This window comes from Nocardia asteroides (genome assembly GCF_021183625.1).
Taxonomy (GTDB): domain Bacteria; phylum Actinomycetota; class Actinomycetes; order Mycobacteriales; family Mycobacteriaceae; genus Nocardia; species Nocardia asteroides_A.
In genome coordinates this window covers 567400-587787 of the sequence record NZ_CP089214.1, presented here as the reverse complement: position 1 = coordinate 587787, position 20388 = coordinate 567400, and the positions used below count along the sequence as shown (strand labels likewise).

Annotated in this window: 25 protein-coding genes and 1 tRNA gene; 10 read left to right on the top strand and 16 right to left on the bottom strand. The window is 71.9% G+C overall.

Translation table 11 applies throughout. The annotated features are described in order from the left end of the window. Positions 1-52 precede the first annotated feature (52 nt). The 9 genes from LTT61_RS02995 to LTT61_RS02955 all read right to left on the bottom strand — a co-directional run bounded on the left by LTT61_RS02995 (position 53) and on the right by LTT61_RS02955 (position 7845). A complete protein-coding gene (locus LTT61_RS02995) occupies positions 53-790 on the bottom strand; it encodes an ABC transporter permease (RefSeq protein WP_233018381.1) in 738 nt (245 codons plus the stop codon). Then, entirely contained in the window at positions 790-1545 is a 756-nt protein-coding gene (locus tag LTT61_RS02990) for an ABC transporter ATP-binding protein (RefSeq protein ID WP_233018380.1), read from the bottom strand. The genes LTT61_RS02995 and LTT61_RS02990 overlap by 1 nt, the downstream gene beginning before the upstream one ends. Positions 1546-1549: 4 nt before the next feature. Beyond that, positions 1550-2023: a DUF3237 domain-containing protein gene (locus LTT61_RS02985; protein WP_233018379.1), complete on the bottom strand. Its 474-nt coding sequence runs from the start codon at positions 2021-2023 to the stop codon at positions 1550-1552. 2 nt (positions 2024-2025) lie between these two features. Continuing rightward, positions 2026-3273, bottom strand: coding sequence for a beta-ketoacyl-ACP synthase II (gene fabF, locus LTT61_RS02980; RefSeq protein WP_233018378.1), 1248 nt, complete (start codon positions 3271-3273; stop codon positions 2026-2028). After that, positions 3270-3779, bottom strand: a complete 510-nt coding sequence (locus tag LTT61_RS02975) for an SCP2 sterol-binding domain-containing protein (protein ID WP_233018377.1) — start codon at positions 3777-3779, stop codon at positions 3270-3272. The genes fabF and LTT61_RS02975 overlap by 4 nt, the downstream gene beginning before the upstream one ends. Further along, on the bottom strand, positions 3776-5428 hold the full coding sequence (locus tag LTT61_RS02970) for an FAD-dependent monooxygenase (protein WP_233018376.1): 1653 nt from the start codon (positions 5426-5428) through the stop codon (positions 3776-3778). The genes LTT61_RS02975 and LTT61_RS02970 overlap by 4 nt, the downstream gene beginning before the upstream one ends. Beyond that, positions 5425-6378 carry a hypothetical protein gene (locus LTT61_RS02965; protein ID WP_233018375.1) on the bottom strand — a complete coding sequence of 318 codons (954 nt, stop codon included), beginning with the start codon at positions 6376-6378 and terminating at the stop codon, positions 5425-5427. The genes LTT61_RS02970 and LTT61_RS02965 overlap by 4 nt, the downstream gene beginning before the upstream one ends. Then, positions 6375-7526, bottom strand: a complete 1152-nt coding sequence (locus tag LTT61_RS02960) for a 3-oxoacyl-[acyl-carrier-protein] synthase III C-terminal domain-containing protein (RefSeq protein WP_233018374.1) — start codon at positions 7524-7526, stop codon at positions 6375-6377. The genes LTT61_RS02965 and LTT61_RS02960 overlap by 4 nt, the downstream gene beginning before the upstream one ends. A 67-nt stretch (positions 7527-7593) precedes the next feature. After that, positions 7594-7845, bottom strand: a complete 252-nt coding sequence (locus LTT61_RS02955; RefSeq protein WP_233018373.1) for an acyl carrier protein — start codon at positions 7843-7845, stop codon at positions 7594-7596. A gap of 568 nt (positions 7846-8413) precedes the next feature. Between LTT61_RS02955 and LTT61_RS02950 the strand changes: the two genes are divergently transcribed. From LTT61_RS02950 to LTT61_RS02935, 4 genes are read left to right on the top strand one after another with little or no spacing between them, the layout of a single operon-like run. After that, positions 8414-8647 (top strand): hypothetical protein, encoded by a 234-nt coding sequence (locus LTT61_RS02950; protein ID WP_233018372.1) that lies wholly within the window; start codon positions 8414-8416, stop codon positions 8645-8647. Further along, positions 8644-9276, top strand: coding sequence for a hypothetical protein (locus tag LTT61_RS02945; RefSeq protein ID WP_233018371.1), 633 nt, complete (start codon positions 8644-8646; stop codon positions 9274-9276). Before LTT61_RS02950 ends, LTT61_RS02945 begins: the two co-directional genes overlap by 4 nt. Beyond that, entirely contained in the window at positions 9273-9746 is a 474-nt protein-coding gene (locus tag LTT61_RS02940; protein WP_233018370.1) for a hypothetical protein, read from the top strand. Before LTT61_RS02945 ends, LTT61_RS02940 begins: the two co-directional genes overlap by 4 nt. After that, positions 9743-10114 carry a 3-hydroxyacyl-ACP dehydratase FabZ family protein gene (locus LTT61_RS02935; protein WP_233018369.1) on the top strand — a complete coding sequence of 124 codons (372 nt, stop codon included), beginning with the start codon at positions 9743-9745 and terminating at the stop codon, positions 10112-10114. The genes LTT61_RS02940 and LTT61_RS02935 overlap by 4 nt, the downstream gene beginning before the upstream one ends. Positions 10115-10152: 38 nt before the next feature. On the opposite strand, the gene LTT61_RS02930 is transcribed toward LTT61_RS02935, so the two are convergent. The 3 genes from LTT61_RS02930 to LTT61_RS02920 form a co-directional block, all read right to left on the bottom strand. After that, positions 10153-10842, bottom strand: coding sequence for an LppX_LprAFG lipoprotein (locus LTT61_RS02930; RefSeq protein WP_233018368.1), 690 nt, complete (start codon positions 10840-10842; stop codon positions 10153-10155). Positions 10843-10957: 115 nt separating this feature from the next. Then, a complete protein-coding gene (locus LTT61_RS02925; RefSeq protein WP_233018367.1) occupies positions 10958-11749 on the bottom strand; it encodes an acyl-CoA thioesterase domain-containing protein in 792 nt (263 codons plus the stop codon). Between the two features lie 80 nt (positions 11750-11829). Then, the gene (locus LTT61_RS02920; RefSeq protein ID WP_233018366.1) at positions 11830-12936 is read right to left on the bottom strand and encodes a GDSL-type esterase/lipase family protein; all 1107 of its coding nucleotides are present in this window, start codon (positions 12934-12936) and stop codon (positions 11830-11832) included. Between the two features lie 71 nt (positions 12937-13007). Here LTT61_RS02920 and LTT61_RS02915 point away from each other — a divergent pair, with 71 nt between their 5' ends. After that, positions 13008-13475, top strand: coding sequence for a MarR family winged helix-turn-helix transcriptional regulator (locus tag LTT61_RS02915; protein ID WP_233018365.1), 468 nt, complete (start codon positions 13008-13010; stop codon positions 13473-13475). Here the strand turns inward: LTT61_RS02915 and LTT61_RS02910 are convergent, their stop codons facing one another. After that, complete coding sequence (locus tag LTT61_RS02910) at positions 13476-14411, bottom strand: alpha/beta hydrolase (protein ID WP_233018364.1); 936 nt, start codon at positions 14409-14411, stop codon at positions 13476-13478. A 107-nt stretch (positions 14412-14518) separates the two neighbouring features. Here LTT61_RS02910 and LTT61_RS02905 point away from each other — a divergent pair, with 107 nt between their 5' ends. Next, positions 14519-15046, top strand: coding sequence for a hypothetical protein (locus LTT61_RS02905; RefSeq protein ID WP_233018363.1), 528 nt, complete (start codon positions 14519-14521; stop codon positions 15044-15046). Here the strand turns inward: LTT61_RS02905 and LTT61_RS02900 are convergent, their stop codons facing one another. Then, positions 15047-15253, bottom strand: a complete 207-nt coding sequence (locus LTT61_RS02900; RefSeq protein WP_233018362.1) for a hypothetical protein — start codon at positions 15251-15253, stop codon at positions 15047-15049. Positions 15254-15330: 77 nt separating this feature from the next. Here LTT61_RS02900 and LTT61_RS02895 point away from each other — a divergent pair, with 77 nt between their 5' ends. The 4 genes from LTT61_RS02895 to LTT61_RS02880 all read left to right on the top strand — a co-directional run bounded on the left by LTT61_RS02895 (position 15331) and on the right by LTT61_RS02880 (position 18872). Beyond that, complete coding sequence (locus LTT61_RS02895) at positions 15331-15939, top strand: TetR/AcrR family transcriptional regulator (RefSeq protein WP_233018361.1); 609 nt, start codon at positions 15331-15333, stop codon at positions 15937-15939. A 9-nt stretch (positions 15940-15948) separates the two neighbouring features. Next, positions 15949-16767, top strand: coding sequence for a class I SAM-dependent methyltransferase (locus LTT61_RS02890; protein ID WP_233018360.1), 819 nt, complete (start codon positions 15949-15951; stop codon positions 16765-16767). A 350-nt stretch (positions 16768-17117) separates the two neighbouring features. Next, positions 17118-17177 (top strand) — tRNA-Glu (locus LTT61_RS02885). 99 nt (positions 17178-17276) lie between these two features. Beyond that, the gene (locus LTT61_RS02880) at positions 17277-18872 is read left to right on the top strand and encodes a TROVE domain-containing protein (RefSeq protein WP_233018359.1); all 1596 of its coding nucleotides are present in this window, start codon (positions 17277-17279) and stop codon (positions 18870-18872) included. Positions 18873-18917: 45 nt separating this feature from the next. Here the strand turns inward: LTT61_RS02880 and LTT61_RS02875 are convergent, their stop codons facing one another. Both LTT61_RS02875 and LTT61_RS02870 read right to left on the bottom strand, forming a co-directional pair. Further along, a complete protein-coding gene (locus tag LTT61_RS02875) occupies positions 18918-19310 on the bottom strand; it encodes a hypothetical protein (RefSeq protein ID WP_233018358.1) in 393 nt (130 codons plus the stop codon). A gap of 41 nt (positions 19311-19351) precedes the next feature. After that, a complete protein-coding gene (locus LTT61_RS02870) occupies positions 19352-20311 on the bottom strand; it encodes an undecaprenyl-diphosphate phosphatase (RefSeq protein ID WP_332909265.1) in 960 nt (319 codons plus the stop codon). Positions 20312-20388 lie beyond the last annotated feature (77 nt).

Here is a 20388-nt window from a genome sequence, read left to right as displayed (position 1 = left end):
TCGGGATCGTCGGAGGGGTGCCGCGTCGACGGCGGCGGCGGAAGCTGGTCGCTCAGCGCGCCTTGCGGCGCAGCGTGACCGCACCGAGCGCGAGCAGCACCAGGCCGAAGGCGAGCACGACGGCGAGATCGCGCCAGAGCAGGGTGGTCGGCAGCGGGTAGGTGCCGACCTCGCCGAGCGCCTCGGCGGCGTAGCGCAGCGGCACCACGTCCGACACCGCGCGCAGCGGGCCCGCCATCTCCTCACGCGGCCAGATCAGCCCGCAGAGCAGCAGCTGCGGAATGATGATCGACGGCGCGAACTGCAGCGCCTGGAACTCGGTGCGGGCGAAGGCGCTGGTGAACAGCCCGGTGGAGGAGCCGAGGACGGCGGTGGCGACCACGATCAGCAGCACCACCCCGATCGCGCCCTGGGTCTGCAACCCGAGGAACCCGTAGGCCACCGTCGCCGCCACCGCCGCCTGCACCATGGCCACGAGGGCGAAGGCGATGCCGTAGCCGAGCAGCAGGTCCAGCTTGTGCAGCGGCATGCTCAGCAGCCGCTCGAGGGTGCCGGTGGTGCGCTCGCGCAGCATGGCGACGCTGGTGATCAGGAACATGGAGGTGAACGGGAAGATGCCGAGCAGAAGCAGCCCGACCTGGTCGAAGATGTCGGGGCGGCCGTCGAAGACGTAGCGCAGCAGGGTGAGCAGCACGCTCGGCACCACCAGGATCAGCGCGATCGTGCGGCGGTCGTGGCGCAGCTGGGTGAGTACCCGCCGCACGGTCCACCAGGTCAGCCGGGGTGACATCACTGTGCTCCTGTCGTCTCGGATTCCGGCGCGCGGTCACTGGCGAGCACCAGCTCGAGGAAGGCCTCGTCGAGGTTGGCGGTGCCGGTCGCGGCGCGCAGCTCGCCGGGGGTCTGGTCGGCGAGCAGCCTGCCCTCGCGCATGAGCAGCAGGCGGTCGCAGCGGTCCGCCTCGTCCATGACGTGGCTGGAGACCAGCAGGGTGGCGCCGCCGGCCGCGAGTTCGGCGAAGTGCTGCCACAGATCCCGGCGCAGCACCGGGTCCAGCCCGACGGTCGGTTCGTCGAGCACGAGCAGCTCGGGTTTGCCGACCAGCGCGCAGGCCAGCGAGACCCGGGCCTGCTGGCCGCCGGAGAGCTTGTCCACCAGCCTGCCGCGGTGCTCGGTCAGCCCGACGTCGGCGACGGCCGCGTCCGCGGCCGCCGCCGAAACTCCGTACACCGCGCCGAAGTAGCGCACGTTCTGGCGCACCGTGAGGTCGCCGTACACCGACGGTGACTGGGTGACGTAGCCGATCCTGGCGCGCAGCGACGCGCTGCCGCCCGGTGCGCCGAGCACCGTGATGCTGCCCGACCCGAGCTGCTGGACGCCGACGATCGAGCGGATCAGGGTTGTCTTGCCGCAGCCGCTCGGCCCGAGCAGGCCGGTGACGGCCCCGGGCGGCACGGTGAACGACAGGCCGCGCAGGACCTCCGTCTCCCCGCGCCGCACCCGCAGGTCGTCGACGACCACGGCGGCGTTCTCCGGTGCGGCCATCGGCTCAGCCGACCCGGTACATCACGTACTGCAGGCCGAAGCCCTCGACGAAGCGGCCCTCGCCGAGGAAGACCGCCTGGTTCACCCACTCCAGCTGCGGGTCACCGGTCTCCAGCCGCGGGGTGACCCGGAAGTACTGATCGTCGAACTCGGTGGCGGCGCCGGACATGAGCGCGTCCTGCACCTTGTCGGTCATCTCGATCAGCCCGAAGAACTCGGCGAAGACCACCGCGCCGTTCGAGGTCAGGAACTGGACCCGGACGTCGAGCCGGGCCCAGCCGTCGGCGCCGATGAGCACCCAGTCGCCGCCGCCGGGGAGCACCGTGCCCGCGATCGAGTTCACCTCGGGCACCGAGGGGTCGCCCTCCAGCGTGCCGTCCATGATCTCGATGAACATCCGGATGCCGTACGGGCCGGGGCCGATCATCTGCGGTGGCTTGAGGTGCGCGGTGACGGTGCCGATGCGGGTGAGTTCCACGGTCAGTTCTCCTCGTCAGCGGGGCGACGGAAGGCAAGGGTCACGTTGTGCCCGCCGAACGCGATCGAATTCGACAGCGCGAGTTCGACATTCGCCGAGCGCGCGACGTTCGGGATGTAATCCAGGTCGCACTCGGGATCGGGGACGGTGTGGTTGATGGTGGGCGGGAGCTGGCCGCGATCGATGGCCAGCGCGCAGGTCGCCGCCTCCACCGCGCCGGTGGCGCCGAGCATGTGCCCGGTCATCGGCTTGGTCGAGCTGATCGCGACCGAGCGGGCGTGCGCGCCGAGCGCGGTGTGCACCGCCTTGGTCTCGGCCGGGTCGGACAGGATGGTGCCGGTGCCGTGCGCGTTGATGTAGCCGACCTGCTCGGGCTCGGCGCCGGCCTCGCGCAGCGCCAGCCGCATGGCCTTGGCCGCGCAGGCGCCGTCCGCGCGCGGCGCGGTGACGTGGTGGGTGTCGACGACCTGGCCGTAGCCGCAGATCTCGGCGTAGACGTGCACGCCGCGGGCGCGCGCCGACTCCAGCGATTCCAGCACCAGCATGCCCGCGCCCTCGCCGAGCACGAAGCCGTCCCGGTCCGCGGCGAACGGGCGGCCCGCGCCCTTCGGGTCGTCGTTGCGCGCGGAGAGCGCCCGCATGCTGGTGAAACCGGAGAGCACGACCGGGCTCATGGCCGCCTCGGCGCCGCCGACCAGCGCCGACTCCGCGTACCCGTCGCGGATCATCCGGTAGCCCTGGCCCACCGCGTCCGCGGACGAGGAGCACGCGCTGAGCGGGGCGTAGCTCGGCCCGCCCAGCTTGTGCCGGAAGGCGACCGCGGAGGCCGCGAAGTTCGCCATCGTCATCGGGATGAACAGCGGTGAGGCATTGCGGCCCCCGGCCCGCGCCTCGATGTTCTGCACCGCGGTGGCGGTGCCGCCGAGCGCGGAGCTGATCACGGTGGCCATCTCCGAGCGGTCGAGCCCGTCGATGCCCTGGTCGTTCAGCGCCAGGTCGGAGGCGGCGACCGCGAGGTGCCCCACCCGGTCGAAGCGCCTGGCGTCCTTGTACTCCAGCCAGTCCGACGGGTCGAAGCCGGTGACCTCCGCGCCGATCCGGACCCGGTTGAACGAGGCATCGAAGGATTCGATCAGCCGGGCGCCGCTGACCCCGGCCGTGAGCTGCTTCCAGTACAGCTCGGTGCCGATGCCGATCGGCGTGACCAGCCCGATCCCGGTGATCGCCACCCGCTTGCGGTCGCCGTTCATCGCTTCTTCCCCTTCGGGTCGAGGCCGAAGAAGGCCTCCATCTTCATCGCGACCTGCACGTCGCCCTGCACCCGCAGTTCGCCGCGCATCATCAGCTCCATGCCCTTGTCCAGGCCCGTGGCGATGCGGGCGAAGCCGGCGCCGTCCAGGTACACCGTCAGCGCCACCGCGCCCGGATGCTCCGGGCCGAGCACGCGGCAGGTCTGCGGGCCGAAGGAGACGGTGTCCACCACGGTCTCGCCGGGCGGGCGGGTGATCTCGAACCGGACGGCGACCTCGCGGTCGAACCGGCCGGGCAGGTAGTACTCGGGCATCAGCGCGATGGCGTTGCGCAGCGCCTGCGCCCCGACCTCGGTGCCGAGCGCCCAGCTCAGATCATCGGCGGGCAGCACCTCGACCACCCGGCGCACCCGCGCCCGCTCACCGGAGAGCAGATCCTCGATCTGGGCGCGGCTCGCCTTCCCGGTGTCGGCGGCGAGCCGCGCCGCCGTCTCCACTGCGTTCATACGAATACCTCCGCTGTACTGGAACCGTCGGTGACGGCGCGGATCACGGCCGCGATGAGTTCGTTGTAGGGGTCGCGGCCCGGCAGCACGGCCGCCACATGGCCGTCCGGCCGGATCAGCACGGCCTGCCCCGGCTCGGCGAACAGCGCCGCCGTCGCCGCGCCGGAGGGATCGCCGAATCCCGTGGTCCCGCTGCCGGTTCGGCGGCCGGCCAGCACGGTGACCGCGGTGACCGGCACGGTGTTCATCAGGTGCGCGTACCCGACCGCGTCCGCCCACGCCGCGCCCGCCGGTTCGGCGGCGAGCAGCGCGAAGCCGCTGCCCGCCAGGTCGAGCGTGGAGATCGGGGTGCCGTCGGCGGCGCGCAGCCAGTGGTGCGGCACCCGGCTGCCCCGGCGCACCTCCGGGGTGTAGTCGATGACGTCGTCGACCACCGGCTCCACCCCGTACCGGAAACCCAGTGCCTGGCCGTAGAAATCGAAGTGCGGGCGCTGCTCCTCGATCCCGGTCGAGAGCGCCGCCGCGTCCGGCGCGGCCAGCGCCAGTGCCCCGAACTCGGCCATCGCGCGGGCATTGTGCTCGCTCTGCGCGGCATTGAACCCGGCCACCGGTTCCCGCTCGGGCCGGTAGGTGTCGAGCAGCCGGTCGTCCGCCCAGCCGGCCAGGACCGCCGCCAGCTTCCAGGCCAGGTTGTGCGCGTCCTGGATGCCGGTGTTCATGCCGAACCCCCCGGTGGGCGGGAAGGTGTGCGCGGCGTCGCCGAGCGCGAAGACCCGGCCCGAGCGGTCCCGCCAGCGGTCGATCCCGGTGCTGCCCATGGTCCAGGTGCGGACGCCGGTGATGTCGACCTCGACCGGAGCGCCGATGGCAGCGGCGACCAGGGCCGCGGCGTCACCGGTACGGTCGCCGTCGGCGGCGGTGAGCGGGATCTCCAGCAGCCACTCGTCCTGCTCCGGGGAGACGGTGATGAGGACGCCGCGCAGCTCCCGGTTGACGATCCAGGAGAGCACGCTCTCGGCGCCGCCGAGCCAGTCCCCGAGGTCGGCGTGGAAGTGCACGTCGAGCAGGCTGCCGAGCGGGGGACCGGCCGTCCCGGTGATGCCGACCTGCTCGCGCAGCGCGCCGTGCATCCCCTCGGCCAGCAGCACGTAGTCGGCGGCCAGCCGGTGTGCTCCCGCGCCGTCGGTGTACTCCAGCACGGTGCCGTCCGCTCCGGTCGAGACCGCCTCGACGGTCGCGCCGGTGATCAGCGTGACCTCGGGGAGCCCGGCGAGCCCGGCGGCGAGCACCTCCTGCAACCGGTTCTGCGGGCAGAGCATCGGCCGGGCCGGGCTCTGCGCGGCGAGCCGCATGAGCTTGTCGGTGTCCTCGATCAGCTCGAGGCGGCCGAGTTCGGTGCCTGCGACCGCGGTCAGGAAGCGCACTCGCGCGGCCTGCTCCAGCGGGGTGCCCGCGGTGAGCGCGGCGTCGAAGAGCCCGAACTCGCGGAGGATCTCCGTGGTGCGGACATTGACCAGGGTGGCCTGCGGGTGGGTCGAGGGCCGGGTGCGCTTCTCCAGCACGACGGTCTCGACGCCGTGCCGCCCGAGCGCGTACGCGGCGGCCAACCCGGCCGGGCCCGCCCCGACCACGGCGACGCGGGCGCTCACCGCGCTGCTCCCGCACTCGCAGCGGCGCCCACCCCGGTCAGCCGGGCCTGCACCACCCGGTCGAACCGCTTGCCGAGCAGCAGCCGGGCCGCCACCAGCGCGGGCAGCCCGGTCACGATGGCGACGCCGAGCGTCAGCGCGAAGCCGAGCAGCCCGGCTGCCCTGGCCGCACCGCGCGCTGGGCGGATGACCGCACCCGCGCGCCGGAAGACCTGTCCGGCGACGAGATCCGCGGCGGCGAGCACCGGGACCACCGGTGCCGCACCCGCCAGCGCCTGTGCGGTCTCGTCCGGCCCGGTGGCCGCCGCGAGCCTCTCGCCGACCGCGCCGACCCGGCGCAGCTCGTCGGCGCCGACCCCGGCCCTGCCCAGGAACCCGTCCCTGGAGCCGAGCAACAGCCAGCGCAGCGTGGTGACCAGCGTGATGCCCTGCGGCCTGGTGTCGATCGCGGCGACGGTGCCGACCGCCGCGGCGCCTGCCGCGGTGAGCGTGCGGCGCACCTCGGCGGCCGCCGAGTACCACATGTTCCGGCAGGCGACCAGGGTGACGACATCGCGCCCGGCGAACAGCTCCGGGTGCGCGGCGAGCAGCGAGCGCACCGGTACCGACGGCGCCAGATACCACACCTGGTAGGCCAGGATCACCAGTTCGTCCGGCCCGGTGTACAGCTCGGAGGGATCGACGGTGAGCGCGACCCGCGCCGATTCGTCTGTGGCAGAGGGGAATACGCCGAAGAACCGGGCGACCGGCCAGGGGAACGGGTACGGCTCGGCCGGGGCGTAGCGCACCCGGCGCACCGGCCTGCCCGCCGCCTCGAGCGGGGCGACCAGCGCATCGGCCACCTCGGTGAGCTGGCCGGTCTGCGAGTACTCGAAGACCACGACCGGCCTGGTGTCGGCGCCGACGGCGCCACCGGGCCGCACCGCCCGGATTCCGGTATGTCCCGTCATGCGGCGCCCGAATGTTCGATCGGGCCGCGCACCGCGGTCAGGTGCATGAACGAGATGGCGAATCGTCCCGATTCCGGCACCATGCAGAGCAGGGTGTCACCGGGCTGCACCAGATTCTGCGTGAGCATTTCGTCCAGAATGACATAGATACTCGCACTGCCGATATTCCCCACCTGCGTAAGGTTGCTGAACCACGCCTCCGGGCGGCCCGCGGAGACGCCGCGCCGTTTCAATTCTCCGGTCAGCATCGTTTTCATGCGTTCGCTGTAGTAGTGCGCGGGAAACCAGGTGACGGTATCCGGATCGAATTTCCCGGCATTGGCGAGTTTTTCGTACTCGTCGATTCCGACCCGCACCAGATGCGGTAGCAGCGACAATTTCTGCCGCGGCGCGAGGGCGCCCGCCGCGGCGGCCTCCGACGCCGAGGGGTAATCGCCCCAGGTCTTCTCGCAGGAATTCTTGGTGCTGCCGAAGTACATGCAGGCGTTCTCGGTGTTCGCGTACGAGGTCAGCGAGATCCAATCGATCCGCAGGCTCGTGCGATCCGCGGGCGCGGTATCCGAGACCACCGCCGCACCGGCTCCGTCCGAGAGCATGTACCGCAGAAAGGCGGTCTCCATCGGCAGCGAGCCGTCTTCGGTCGTGGTCTTCATCTCGGCGTAGCGCGTGTGCTTGAAGCCGCGGCTGGCCAGCTCGCTCGCCACCGCGAGCGCGGTTCGCTTCTCGCCGACCTTCACCTGCAGATAGGCATTCTTCAACGCCATCATTCCGGAGCTGCAGATGCCGTGCGTGGTGACGATCTCCATGGGCGGATAGCCGAGCTCGCCGTGCACCATGCTGGCGTGGCCCGGCCCCATCAGGTCGGGGAGCGTGGTGGCGGCGGCCAGCATCTCCACGCCCTCCGGCGTCAGGCCGGCCCGGTCGACCGCCGCGCGCACCGCCTCGGCAGCCATGCGGGCATTGGAGTAGACCGTGTTCTGGTCCTTGTCGATGGCATAGTGCCTCGTCTTGATGCCGCTGTTCTGCAGGATCTGGTCCTTCAGATCCGACGAGGCGCGACCCGCCTTGCCGATGTACTCCTCGATCTCGTCGTTCGTGATGGGCTCGCCGGGGAGGAAGCGGCCGGTTGCGGTGATGTAAGCGTCCATGGAGTCGTGCCTTTTCGGATCGGTGACCGGGGCTGTGCGGAAACGCGAGGAAAGGAGGACGCGCCGATCAGGAGGCTTCGGCGGCCTTGAGCCGGATCAGCCCCATGAGATCGGTGAAGGTGCGCACCGACGCGATTCGCTCGTCGTCCAGCGAGATGCCGTACTTGTTCTCGATGAGATCGGCGACCGAGAGGACGCCGAGGGAATCGAGGCCGAGGTCATCCAGCGTCGAATCGGGCGAGACGACGTCCAGATCGACGTCGTAATGGGCACGCAGGAATTCGGCGATATCGTCGCGGATGGATACGTCGACAGACATGATTGACCGACCTTTCCCCGCATCAGCGCAGCGATACTGCGTAGCGCGGGTAGCCAAGGAGAGTATGCAACCTCGTCGGCGACGACGAGTACCGGGATCACCCTTCGACAGCGATGTCGAATTTCACAACTGCCGGCACGGAGGATTCCCAATCCTCGCAACATGCCGACCGGCCGGGTGCCGGGTTCGAGATTAGATCGAGAGCGCTTCAGCGTCAACAGGTCTCGGCAAGCATGTGAAAATGCACAGAACTGGACGGGCGACTATTTGCATTCGGATGGCCGAAACGGCCACGCCGCACACCACGAGCTATCCAGTCCTCCGGGCGTCGACCGCGCAATTCATTCGCGACGGTCCAGCGCGCTGCCCGAATTGCCCGAGAATTGCATTTACCGAGTGACCGCTCGGTGAACCCGATCTTCGGGCGGCTCCCGGCGCGCCGTGTTACGCTCCGGCCGTCGGACCACGGTGGTCCGCTCCTCAGCTCGGATCGTCCGAAAACCCCTGTCCCCGTTCCGCATCGGTGTGGATGCGGATGTAGCGCTGCCCTGTCGCCGTGGAGGTCGTGTTGACGCAATCCGAAGATCCCGTTGTGCCGGAGGACCGGTTGCCCGGCCTCTTCGCCGCGCCGCTGCCCGCCGGTGTCGCCGCGCTGCCCGCGGCGCACCGGGCCGACCTCGCCGAGCTGGTCGACGCCGCCTGCGCGCGGCGGATCGAGGAGCTGACCAGCGCCGCGGAGGACGCGCTCGATGCCATCCCCGCATTCCTCCGCCCGGCGATCCGGCGGGCGGTGGGGCGGTGAACGACACACCGGCCGTCCGGCGGGCCGCGGTCACCGCGCTGGCCCGGCTGCTCGGGGTCACCGCCGAGCGCATCGGCTACCTCACCGACGTTCCCGCCGCCGACCTCGCCGCGCTGCGAATCCTGGTGTCGGACCGTATCTTCGGCATCACCGAGGAGGCCGGGCTGAGCTCGGTCGCCGCCGCGACCCGGCTGGTACCGCCGCAGATAGCGGCCAAGGTCGCGACCCGCAACGACAGCCCGCTGATGACCGCGCACCTGGCGGCGGTGATGGAGCCGGCCAGGGCCGCCGCGGTGGCCCAGCGGCTCACCCCGCAGTACCTGGCCCGGGTGGCGACGTACCTGGATCTGGCGCGCTCCGGCGCGGTGATCGCCGCGCTCCCGGTGCCACTCGCCGTCGAGGTGGCGCGCGAACTCGTGACCGCCGCCGACCACCCCACCCTCGCCGGCATGCTGGACATCGCGACCGCCGCCCAGCTCCGCGGCTGTCTGGCCGAGCTGGATCCCGCCGTACTCGCATCCGCCGCGGAGCTGCTATCCGGGCCGGAATCAATCGCCCGCGTCGCCGACTCGGCACCACCGGAGCTGGCGGAGCGGCTCCGGGCGCTGCTCGGGGCGGAGGCGCCGTGAAGTTCCAGCTGATCGATCGCATCGAGTCGTGGGAGCCGATGCGGACGCTGCGCGCTCGTAAGGCGACCTCGGTGTACGAGGACTACTGGCAGCCGTCGGCGGCCGGGCCGGTGCTGCCCGCGGGCATCGTGCTGGAGGCGCTGTGCCAGGCAGGCGCCTGGCTGGTGCTGCTCAGCTCGGAGCACCGGAAGCGGGCCGCGCTGCTGAACATCGCCGAGGTGTCGGTGCTGCGCGATGCCGGGCGCGGCGCCGTGCTGCAGCTGGAGGTCGAGGTGACCCAGGCGGGATCCCGCACGGCGAGCGTGGACGGCACGGTGCGGGTGGACGGCGAGCCGATCCTGGTCGCCCGCCGGATCATGTGCGCCTTCGTCGACGCCGACCGCTTCGACGACCCGGCGGAGACCGCGCGGACCGCGGGGATCCTGCTCGGCGCCGGCCCGCTGGACGCGCCGGTGCGGAGCGCGTCGTGACGGCGGCGGCGACCTACGGTGCGCCCGCCTTCGACGCGGTCGAGATCGTGCGGCCGGGGGAGTGCGGCACCGCGGTGCTGAACGTCACCGGCACGCTGCCGGTGTTCACCGCGCACTTCCCGCGCTACCCGACGCTGCCCGGAATGCTGCTGTTGGAGAGCGGGATCGCGTTGATCCGGGCGACGGCGGCGGAGCCGCTGCTGCGGTTGCGCGAGGCGCGCGGCCTGCGGTTCCGGCGCTTCGTCGTGCCCGGTGACCAGGTGCGGCTGACGGTGCGCCGACGCGACGAGCCCGACGAGTGGGAGTTGCGGGCCGAGGTGGCCGGTGAGGTCGCCGCGGTCGTGGCCGCCCTGCGGGTCGGGCGCTGAGCTGCCGGAGCGGCCCCCGCCGGGCGGGGGCCGCGCGCTCAGTCGACCGCCGGGATCTGCACCTTCTCGTTCAGCTCGCTCAGCGCGAAGTCGATGGTGACCGGCTCCCCGGTGTCGTTGACGGTGGCGAGCCGGGTGCCGACCGGCAGGTGCCTGCCCTGCGCCGCGAACCACACCGTCAGTCTCGGATCGCCCGCGGTGCCCGGCAGCCAGACCGCGGCGTCGGCCCGCGGCACCGTCCCGGCCACCCGGAAGGAGAGCACCCCCTCGTGCTCCTCCCGCACCTCGGTGCGCACATCGCGCAGCCCGCCGAGCAGCTTCGCCAGCCCGCGCTCGGGATCGAGCAGCTCCGACGGCCGCGGCAGCGCCGCGCCGCCGGGCAGCTGCGCCGCGCTGTACCGCCCGTCCGCGCCGCGCGAGTAGAACCTGCCCTCCTGTTCGACGAAGGCCAGCGTGGCGCCGGCGACCTCGGCCGTCCCCACGGAGGCTCCCGGACCGCTCTTGCCGCGCGCTCTGACATCCGCGTTCAGCTCCCTGGCGCTGAACCCGGAGAGGCTGCCCTCGCTGCTCATCTCCACGTGTGCACTGGTCACCGCCGCGCTGGCCGCGGTCGCGCCGCGGAGCAGGAACTGCGGATCGGGCAGCCCCCCGGACCCATCGCCACACCCCACTGCCAGGAACGCGGTGATCGCCACCGCCGAACCGGCTCGGATAATCCGTCTGGTCACCCCTCCAGGGTATCCGCTGCGGGCCGCTCCGGCAGCCCGAAGCGCACTCGGTCCGAAACTATCGGTAACCGAGATGACAACTGGCACAACTGAATCCGGTTGTGTCCCGCGCCGGTCAGCGCCGCGGCGCGGTGTAGTCGATCAGCTTGTCCGCGTTGGACAGCGAGGTCACCACGCAGGTGCCGAGCGGGCCGCTGCGGTCGTACATCGTCGCGGTGCCGATGGAGACGCCGTCGGCGGCGAGCGAGTCCGCCGCGCGCAGCCCGAGCTCGAAGCCGATCGGCAGCCGGGAGAGCGTCAGCGTCATGTCGGCGTTGATGTAGCCCGCGCCTGCCGAACCCCAGTGGCAGATGTGGTTGGCGGTGTCGCCGACCATGGCGGCGTGCTGGAACGGGGTCAGCTTCTCCCCGGCGACCAGCGCGGGCATGGCGTGCCAGGAGATCTTCCGGTCGGCGTTCTGGTGGTCGCCGTACTCGCGGGACCACTCGCGCTCGCCGCTGCGGAACAGCGGCCGCCCGCCCTCGGGCGGCACGATGCCGACCGGCGGCACCGGCAGCTCGCGCTCCGGGCGCCAGAGCTGCCCCGGCGGCTCGGCGCCGGTGCTCAGGAAGACCACGGTCGAGCGGGCGCGCACCTCGCCGTCCTGCACGATGCAGGCATCCGCGACGGTGATCCGCCTGCCCGAGCGCACCACCTCGCTCCGCACGGTGATCGGCCGGTCCCGCACCGGGCGGAACAGGTCGGCCGTCATCCGGGCGGGCACGAACCCCTCCGGGCAGTGCCGCTCGACGTCCCGCGCCATCAGCCCGCACACGCCGGGGCCGCCGAGGTGGCCGCCGCCCCAGCCGCTGCGCGCGATCGGCTCCGGGATCACCGCGTCGCCGTCCGGTGTGAAGAAGCTGACCATCGATCCTCCTGTGCTGGGATGATCGACATTACCCAGTCGCGGACAGGTGTCCACGGCGTGGTGAGCGGCGGGGCACGCGTTCAGTGCACCGCGGTCGGTAGGGCGGCCAGGAACTCGAGGGCCATGAGGTGGGCGCCGGCATTGTTGAGGTGCATGCAGTCGCCGCTGTCGAGCTCGGGGGCGAGGTGGTCTGGGCGCGCGGGATCCTCGACGGTCCGCGCGACGTCGGCGACCGAGTCGAAGACCGTCGTGGTGCGCAGCCATTCGTTGACCTCGTGGCGGATCGGAATGCCCGCGTCCACGGTGAGATTCGGGTACTCGCAGCCGGCGAAGGGGCCGATGGTGGCGGCGTGGATCGACAGCCCGGCATCGTGCGCGCGGCGCGCGAGTTCGGTGTAGCCGGCGATCATCGCGCCTGCGGCGGGTGGTTGCTCCCCGGTGTAGCCGCCGAGGATGAGGTCGTTGATGCCGAAGTTCACCAGCACCCGGGAGACGCCGGGGAGGGCGAGCACGTCGTGCTCGAAGCGGTCCAGCGCGCTCGGCCCGACCTCGCTGCGCAGCAGGCGGTTTCCGGCGATGCCGAGATTCACCGCCCAGCCCCGGGCGAGTTCCCGGTTGAGCACGTCGACGCTGCGCAGGTTGGCGTCCGGCGTGGTGCCGACGCCCTCGAACCAGGAGTCGCCGAAGGCGGCGAGTACCGGCTGCGGCTCGGCGAAGACGTCGACGGCGTCCAGGAAGACCCGGTACGGGAGCGGTTCGGCGGCCGGGAGGTCGGCGTCGGCGGTGCGGTCGCCGGGCGCGACGAGCGCGGTCTGCCCGGGCTGGGAGGCCGCCGTCGCGGGACCGGTCGGCTCCGGCAGGTACAGGCTCACGACCAGATCAGTGCCCGGTTCGACCGCGAGATCGACTGCGTCGCTGACTAGTTCGGCTCCCGACGGAATGGTGACCGTCGAGGCGCCGTCGAAGAGCAGCGCGTGCTCGCCCACCCGGGCCGCGCCGACGGTGAGCGCCGTGCGGCCGAACCGGTTGCTGATCCGCACCCGGAACCGGCTGCCGCCGCCGGCGATTCGGAGGGTCTGGCGCACCGTGACGTCGGCGAAGGTGAGCGGCTCGGCCAGCCGGATCTGCTCGTGCGGACTGATCAGGCCGCCGCGGAATCCGGCGAGCCATACTGCGGAAGTGTTCACCGCTCCAGGTGTACCCCGAGATATTCCGCGCGTCAACTATCCGCACAGCAAGTATCTGGTAGGTTCGGGGCATGTCGCTGTTCGATGACCCCCGGCTCACCGCCATGGGGCTGCTGTTCGAGGCGCACGACGGGCTGGTGGCGCGGCTGGAGCCGACTTGGAGGGCGGGCGGGCTCTCCGGACTCGACCTGAACGCGCTCATGCGGCTCAGCCGGTCGCCGGAGCGACGGCTGCGGATGACCGACCTGGCGGTGCAGGTCTCGCTCTCCACCAGCGGCGCCACCAGGCTGGTCGACCGGCTGGTCCGCAACGGCCTGGTCGAGCGGGTGCTCGACCAGGCCGACCGCCGCGCCGCGCACGCCGTGCTCACCGACGCCGGTGCCCGCACCCTCACCGAGGTGCTCCCCGAGTACCTGGCCGCCGTCGAGCGCTGGTTCACCGGGCTGCTCACCCCGGAGCAGCTGGCGGGCCTGGTGCAGGCGTTGCGCATCGTCCGCGACGCCGCCAACCCGGACGCCGTCGCGGGCGTCGACCCGTGATCAGGCGCCGACCGAGGACAGGAGCATGGGCAGCGCATCGCCCATCTGGATCTTCCAGGCGTTCCAGTTGTGGCCCTGACCCGACACGTAGCGCTCGTCGACCTGGGCGTGTGCGTCCTGGAGCGCGTCGACGAAGCGGTAGTTCTGCTCGTACACCTTCTCCTCGACCGCGTCGCCCTTGCCGTAGGAGACGAAGAGCGGGATGCCGGTGAGCCGGGCGACCTGGCTGTACGGGTTGTTCGCCTGCCAGACGTCGCGCTGCGCGGGCAGCTCGCCCCACACCCGCTTCCAGTCCGCGGCGCACCCCTGCCCCGGCAGGTCGGGGTCGCCCGGCGCGCCGGACTCGTGCAGCGGGTCCACGTTCCCGCTGAACGACGCCGCCGACCGGAAGAACCCCTGGTTCTTCGCCGCGAACTTCATCGCGCCGAGCCCGCCCATGGAATTCCCCGCGACGGCGCGCGTCGTATTGGCCCTGTAGGTGGACTCCAGTACCGTCCGCACATCGCCGAGCAGGTACTTCTCCCAGGCCGGGGGGCCGCCGTTGCCGTTGTTCCGCCAGTCCGAGTACGCGCTGCACCAGCTGGTCTCGGGCAGTACGAAGATCGCGTCCTTGCCCGCGGTCAGCGTCGTCAGATCCCCTTTATCACTCCACGACTTGTGGTCGTCGAAACCGCCGTGCAGCACCCAGATCGTCGGCCAGGTGCGGTTCGCGTCCTTGGACCAGCCCGGCGGCAGCAGCAGCCGCACCACCTTGACCGACCAGTCCGGCCCCTCCAGGTTCGGCGAGGAGATCCCGATATCCAGGATGCGGTCGCTGACCCGGTTCTCCCAGCGCACGATCCCGCTCGCCGAGGCGGGCGCGGTGGGAACGAGAAGTACTGCGGCGCCGAGTAATACGGCGAGCACGAGGAGTGCTGCCCTGCGTGGAGCTGGCATCGGATGTCCTTCCGTCGAACGGTGCCGTCACGGTATCCAAGAACGGCACTGTTCGTATACCCCAGGAATTACCGTGGTGGTCACCGGGCGGCGCTAGCGTGGCCAGCGTGGCGAAGCATGGGATCGAGTACACCCCGGATGCGCGGGATCCGCGGCGGGTCAGGCTGTACGACGGCCTGCCGCAGGGGATCTCGCGCGCCGAGGTCACCTTTCGGGTAGATGGCGGCTTCCGGGGCAGCCGGGTCGTGCCCGCTTCGGCGGCCGAGTTCGCGCACCTGCGCACCGCGTTGGACAGCGGGTACGAGGCGCCGTGGAGCGAGCCGAGCCGGATCACCGTCTCCGAGGGGCAGTACTACCTGCGGCAGGCGGTGCGGCGGATCGCCGAGCGCGCGGCCGAGATCGAGCGCCGGGTGGCCCGGATCGACCTGGACTGCCTGTGGTGCGAGCGGCCGCGCCGCTACCTCGGGCAGATCGGCTTCGTCACCGGCCACACCGGGTTCCTGTCCGATGCCCCGAGCGAGCTCGGCCAGCAGGTCGACCAGCAGCACGCCTACCGCTGCGACGACTGCGGCTCGCTGCTCTACTTCGCCGACGGCTTCCTCCCGCACCCGCTCCCCGGCCGGAAGAAGCCTTGATCAGGGCCGCAGCGCCCGGCTGCCCCGCCCGGCCAGCGCGGCGCCGACGACCGCCACCGCGACGTAGACGACCAGCCGCACGGCGAACTCGCCGGGTAGCCGGCTCAGCAACCCCGCATTGTCGTGGTCGGCGAGTAGCCGGACGGCCCCCTGCGCGCCCAGTACGAGCAGCACCATTCCGAGCACAAGGGCGATGACCGCACGCATCGTGCCCTCCTCCCGCCACCCCGCGGCGGCATTTTGTTGGTTCGATCGAACCATAACATCGTTGATACGATCGCACCATGCCCCGCCTGGCCGATCACGACCTGCGCCGCCGCCAGATCGCGGAGGCCGTGTGGCGGCTGGCCGCCCGCGGTGGCCTGGAGCAGGTCACGCTGCGCCAGGTGGCCGCCGAGGCCGGGGTGTCGGTGCGGCTGCTGCAGTATTACTTCGGCACCAGGGACCAGATGCTGCTCGGCGCGCTCGAGCTCCTCAATGCCGACGCCGAGGCGACCGCGAAGGAGCGGCTCGCCGCGCTCGGCCCGGATCCCGGCCTGCGCGCGGTGGTCCGCGGCGTCGTGCTGGAGATGCTGCCGTTGGACGAGGAGCGCCGGAGCAGGCACACCGTGTACGCGGCCTACTTCGTCCGCTTCCTCACCGAGCCCGCGCTCGCCGCCGTGGCGCGGGACGCCCCACCGGCGCTGACCGCGCTGGTCACGGAGCTGCTGACGCACGCCGTCGCGCTGGGCGAAGCCGAGGCGCGGATCGACGCCGCCGCCGAGGCCGCCCTCCTGCTCGCCGCCGCCGACGGGCTGCAGTACCGGGTGCTGCTCGGGCAACTGCCCGCGGCCGAGGCGGTCGCGCTGCTCGACCGGCAACTGGACCGGATCTTCACCGCCGCCTGCTCGTAAGGTGGGGGGATGGAGACCGGGCAACCGAGCCGGACCGCGCTGGCCGTCGCCCTGGCGCGGGCCGAGCACCAGGCGCTGGACGATCCGCGCATCTTCACCGACCCCTTCGCGAGCCGCATCGTCGGCGACAGCGCGGCCGCGGGCGAGTTCGACGGCGTCGACCCCGAGGTGGCCCGGGTGCGCCGCCTCGTCATCGCCGCCCGCAGCCGCTTCGCCGACGATCGGGTGGCCGCCGCGATCGCCCGCGGCACCCGGCAGGTGGTGATCCTCGGCGCCGGGCTGGACACCAGCGCCTACCGCAACCAGCACCCCGACGTCCGCTACTTCGAGGTGGACCACCCCGACACCCAGTCCTGGAAGCGAAACCGCCTGCGCGCGGCCGGAATCGAGCCACCACCGACCCTGACCTTCGCCCCGGTCGACTTCGAGCGGTCGACGCTCGCGGCCGGGCTCGCCGCCGCGGGGCTGGACCGCACGGCCGGGGCGATCTTCGTCTGGCTCGGCGTCGTCGTCTACCTCACCCGCGGCTCGATCGACGAGACCCTCGGCTTCATCGCCGGTCAGCGCGCCGACCTCGTCTTCGACTACCCCGCCCCGCCCGCACCGGAGAGCGCAGCCGAGCAGCGCGCCCGCGCCGACCGGGTCGCCGCCGCGGGCGAGCCCTGGCTCAGCTACTTCACCGCCGACGAGGTGCACACCCTGGTCGAGGGCTTCGGCTTCGCCGGGATCGAGGACCGCACAGCCGGAGACCTGTTGCGCGAGTACGGGTCACACACCACGCACCCGATCGGCTCCGGTATTCGCCTGGTGCACGCCACTACGCGCTGACCAGCAGCGACACCACTACCTCCCGCTCGGCGGAGGGCAGGTAGTGCACCCGCACCGCGCACCCGACCCCGACCTCGCCGAGCGCGGCGGCGGGCAGGTACTGCTCGGTGCTGGTGTGGAAGGAGGACCACGCCGGGGCGCAGCAGCGACAGCTCGCTCAGCGGCGCCACCAGCACGGTCTCGGCGTCGAAGCGGCGCCCGTCCGCGTCGACGGTGAGCGCGAGCCGCAGCTGCGGCCTGCCCCGCACGCTGACCCCGGTGTGCCGGACGGCGCGGACCGTGGCGAAAATGGTTGGCGGCGGCCGGTGCCCGTTCTCTACAGTTCATTCCAGGCAATCCGAGGTGGGCGGGCCGGAGTCGAACGGTTACCACTTTCAATGGAGCGGTCGCAGGTTCGAGTCCTGCCGGGAGCGCGTGCTCCCGTAGCTCAGCTGGCAGAGCACTTTGTCGGTCGGCACACCACGACCGCCCACCCGGATCGCCGTGACCGCACGGGAGGAGGAACCACAATGGACGTGCTGTCGAAGATCAATCGCCGGAAGACCCCACAGGGCGAGCGGGCGCGTCCGGACCAGGTGCCGAACTCCGCGGGTGGCTTCGTCTTCGCGGTGACCCCCGAGGTCCGGCTGCGCCGCTTCCTGACCCTCGGCACCGACGGCGGCACCTTCTACGTGAGCCCGGGCGAGCTGACCGCGGACAACGCCGAAATCGTGCTGAGCTTCGCGCGCGAGCGCACCGACGACCTGGTGCGCGAGATCGTCGCGATCTCGACCGCCGGCCGCGCGCCGAAGCAGAACCCGGCGCTGTTCGCGCTCGCCGCGGCGGCCTCGCTCGGCGACGTGGACGGGCGGCGCACCGCGCTGGAGGCACTGCCGCTGGTGGCGCGCACGGGCACGCACCTGTTCCTGTTCGCGCGCTACATCGAGCAGTTCCGCGGCTGGGGTCGCGGCCTGCGCCGCGGCGTCGCGAACTGGTACACCGCCAAGTCCGTCGACGACCTCGCGTTCCAGGCGGTCAAGTACCGGCAGCGCGAGGGCTGGTCGCACCGCGACCTGCTGCGGCTGGCGCACCCGCTGACCACCGAGGACGACCGCACGCGGCTCTTCGACTGGATCTGCGGGCGCGAGCCCGCGCTGGACGGGCTGCGGATCGTCGAGGGGTTCGAGCGGGCGCGGACGGCTCCGGTCGCCGCGCTGCCCGGCCTCGTCCGCGAGTACCGGCTGTCCTGGGAGATGCTGCCCGACCACGCGCTCGGCGAGCGCGCGGTGTGGGAGGCGCTGCTGGACAACGGGATTCCGCAGACGGCGCTGCTGCGGCAGCTGCCGCGGCTGACCCGGCTCGGCCTGCTCGACCCGCTGGGTGACCGCACGGCGGCGGTGTGCGCGCAGCTCACCGCCGGCGAGCGGCTGCGCCGCGGCCGGGTGCACCCGATCTCGGTGCTGGTCGCGCTGCGCACCTACGCCTCCGGGCACGGGGCGCGCGGCGGCGGCAGCTGGCAGCCGTCGCGGCCGGTGATCGACGCGCTGGACGCCGCGTTCTACGCGGCGTTCGACGCGGTCCGGCCGACCGGGAAGCGGCACCTGCTCGCGCTCGACGTCTCCGGGTCGATGGGGGCCACGATCGCGGGGCTGCCGATCACCGCGCGGGAGGCATCGGCCGCCCTCGCGATGGTCACCGCGGCCACCGAGCAGCGGCACACCATCGTCGGCTTCACCGCCGCCGGGAAGCGCCGGCAGCACGGCTCCGCGCTGCGGCCGCTGCGGATCGGGCCGCGGCAGCGGCTGGACGACGTGCTCGCCGGCACGGCGAAGCTGCCGTTCGGCGCGACCGACTGCTCGCTGCCGATGCTGCACGCGCTGCGCACGGGCCTCGAGGTCGACGTGTTCTCCGTGTACACCGACAACGAGACCTGGGCCGGGAAGACGCACCCCTTCCAGGCGCTGAAGCAGTACCGGCGCGAGGTCAACCCGGCCGCGAAGCTGGTGGTGGTCGGCATGACCGCGACCGGTTTCAGCATCGCGGACCCGTCCGACGCCGGCATGCTCGACGTCGCCGGTTTCGACGCGGCGGTGCCCGGGCTGCTGGCCGACTTCGCCCGCGGATGAACGAATCCCGCTCCCTCCGCTGTGGGGGAGCGGGATTCGTTGTCGCTAGCGGGTGCCGACGGTCCAGACGATCAGCGCCACCAGGACGGCGACATAGGCGATACCGGCGCGGAAGCCGATCCGGCCGAGCCGACGGCCCCGCTCGCCTGCCGCCTCGCGCTCGGTGAGCAGCGGGACCAGCGGCCCGTTGTCGCCGACGTCCATGAAGGTCAGCGCGAAGAGCACCAGCAGCGCGTCCGCGACGATCAGCAGCGGGTAGGCGACCAGCGGCGCGGTGAAGCCGAGCGCTATCGGGGTCACGATCAGGAACAGCGGCAGCGTGCCCAGGGTGAGCCCGAGGGCGGCGAGGGTGTACCACCCGACCGCGTTCCCGCGTGCCCGGAGCGCCGCGATCACCACCGCGATCTGGAATACGCCCATGGCGATGCTCGCGACCACCCCGGACCTCCTCCGCTCGGCGCGAGGCTACCGGTGGGGGCTCAGGTGGCGGCGACGACCCCGGTGGCGAGCAATCCGATGAGGACGAAGCCGAGGATGACGCGGTAGCCGACGAACCAGTAGAACGAGTGGTCGGCGACGAACTTGAGCAGCCAGGCGATCGAGGCGTAGCCGACGAAGAAGGCCAGGATCGTGGCGACGAGCAGCTGGGTGCCGGAGGCGTTGAGCCCCTCGCCCGCCGGTTCGAAGGCGTCCGGGAGGCTGAACAGCCCGGAGGCGGTGACCGCGGGGATGGCGAGCAGGAAGGAGAAGCGGACGGCGGCGGCGCGCTCCAGGCCGAGGAAGAGCCCCGCGGTGGCGGTGGCGCCGGAGCGGGAGACGCCGGGGACGAGCGCGAGGCACTGGGCCAGCCCCATGACGATGCCGTCCCTGGTGCTGAGCTGCGCGAGCGGCCGCTCCTTGCGCCCGAAGTGCTCACCGGCGGCGATCACCAGCGCGAAGACGATGAGCATGATCGCGACCAGCCACAGGTTCCTGGCGCCGGTGCGGATCTCGTCCTTGAAGAGGAAGCCGAGCAGCCCGATCGGGATGGTGCCGATGATGACGTACCAGCCCATCCGGTAGTCGAGGTCGCGCTGCGCGTCGGCGGCGGCGGTGAGCACCGGGAGCTTCATGGTCGCGGGGTCGCTCGGGTTGTAGACGGGGAGCTTCGTGGTCACCTGGTCGGTGATCGGCACCGTCTGCTCGGCCGGCTCGCGCTTGCCGCGCAGCCGTGCGCCGACCCCGGCGAACCAGGCCACGATGATCCGCGCGATGTCCTTGCCGAAGTAGACGAGCACCGCGGCCTCGGTGCCGAGCTGGGTGACGGCGGTGAAGGAGGCGCCCGCGTCCGCGCCGAAGAAGACCGACGAGACGATCCGCAGATGCCCCGACGAGGAGACCGGCAGGAACTCCGTGAGCCCCTGCACCAGCCCGAGTACCAAAGCCTGCACCCAGGTCATCGACTCGCCCACGCACCCTCCACACTCTCTCGCCCGCGATGTCCTCAGCGACGGTACAGGGCCGGGGGTGAATGGCG

What these genes read in the sequence shown, in the direction of transcription:
- LTT61_RS02965 (WP_233018375.1), bottom strand. Translation starts at nt 6,378, where the DNA reads ATGACGGGACATACCGGAATCCGGGCGGTGCGGCCCGGTGGCGCCGTC.
- LTT61_RS02895 (WP_233018361.1), top strand. Translation starts at nt 15,331, where the DNA reads ATGCCCCGCCTGGCCGATCACGACCTGCGCCGCCGCCAGATCGCGGAG.
- LTT61_RS02955 (WP_233018373.1), bottom strand. Translation starts at nt 7,845, where the DNA reads ATGTCTGTCGACGTATCCATCCGCGACGATATCGCCGAATTCCTGCGT.
- LTT61_RS02890 (WP_233018360.1), top strand. Translation starts at nt 15,949, where the DNA reads ATGGAGACCGGGCAACCGAGCCGGACCGCGCTGGCCGTCGCCCTGGCG.
- LTT61_RS02995 (WP_233018381.1), bottom strand. Translation starts at nt 790, where the DNA reads ATGTCACCCCGGCTGACCTGGTGGACCGTGCGGCGGGTACTCACCCAG.
- LTT61_RS02975 (WP_233018377.1), bottom strand. Translation starts at nt 3,779, where the DNA reads ATGAACGCAGTGGAGACGGCGGCGCGGCTCGCCGCCGACACCGGGAAG.
- LTT61_RS02990 (WP_233018380.1), bottom strand. Translation starts at nt 1,545, where the DNA reads ATGGCCGCACCGGAGAACGCCGCCGTGGTCGTCGACGACCTGCGGGTG.
- LTT61_RS02900 (WP_233018362.1), bottom strand. Translation starts at nt 15,253, where the DNA reads ATGCGTGCGGTCATCGCCCTTGTGCTCGGAATGGTGCTGCTCGTACTG.
- LTT61_RS02870 (WP_332909265.1), bottom strand. Translation starts at nt 20,311, where the DNA reads ATGACCTGGGTGCAGGCTTTGGTACTCGGGCTGGTGCAGGGGCTCACG.
- LTT61_RS02880 (WP_233018359.1), top strand. Translation starts at nt 17,277, where the DNA reads ATGGACGTGCTGTCGAAGATCAATCGCCGGAAGACCCCACAGGGCGAG.
- LTT61_RS02960 (WP_233018374.1), bottom strand. Translation starts at nt 7,526, where the DNA reads ATGGACGCTTACATCACCGCAACCGGCCGCTTCCTCCCCGGCGAGCCC.
- fabF (WP_233018378.1), bottom strand. Translation starts at nt 3,273, where the DNA reads ATGAACGGCGACCGCAAGCGGGTGGCGATCACCGGGATCGGGCTGGTC.
- LTT61_RS02915 (WP_233018365.1), top strand. Translation starts at nt 13,008, where the DNA reads ATGTCGCTGTTCGATGACCCCCGGCTCACCGCCATGGGGCTGCTGTTC.
- LTT61_RS02910 (WP_233018364.1), bottom strand. Translation starts at nt 14,411, where the DNA reads ATGCCAGCTCCACGCAGGGCAGCACTCCTCGTGCTCGCCGTATTACTC.
- LTT61_RS02925 (WP_233018367.1), bottom strand. Translation starts at nt 11,749, where the DNA reads ATGGTCAGCTTCTTCACACCGGACGGCGACGCGGTGATCCCGGAGCCG.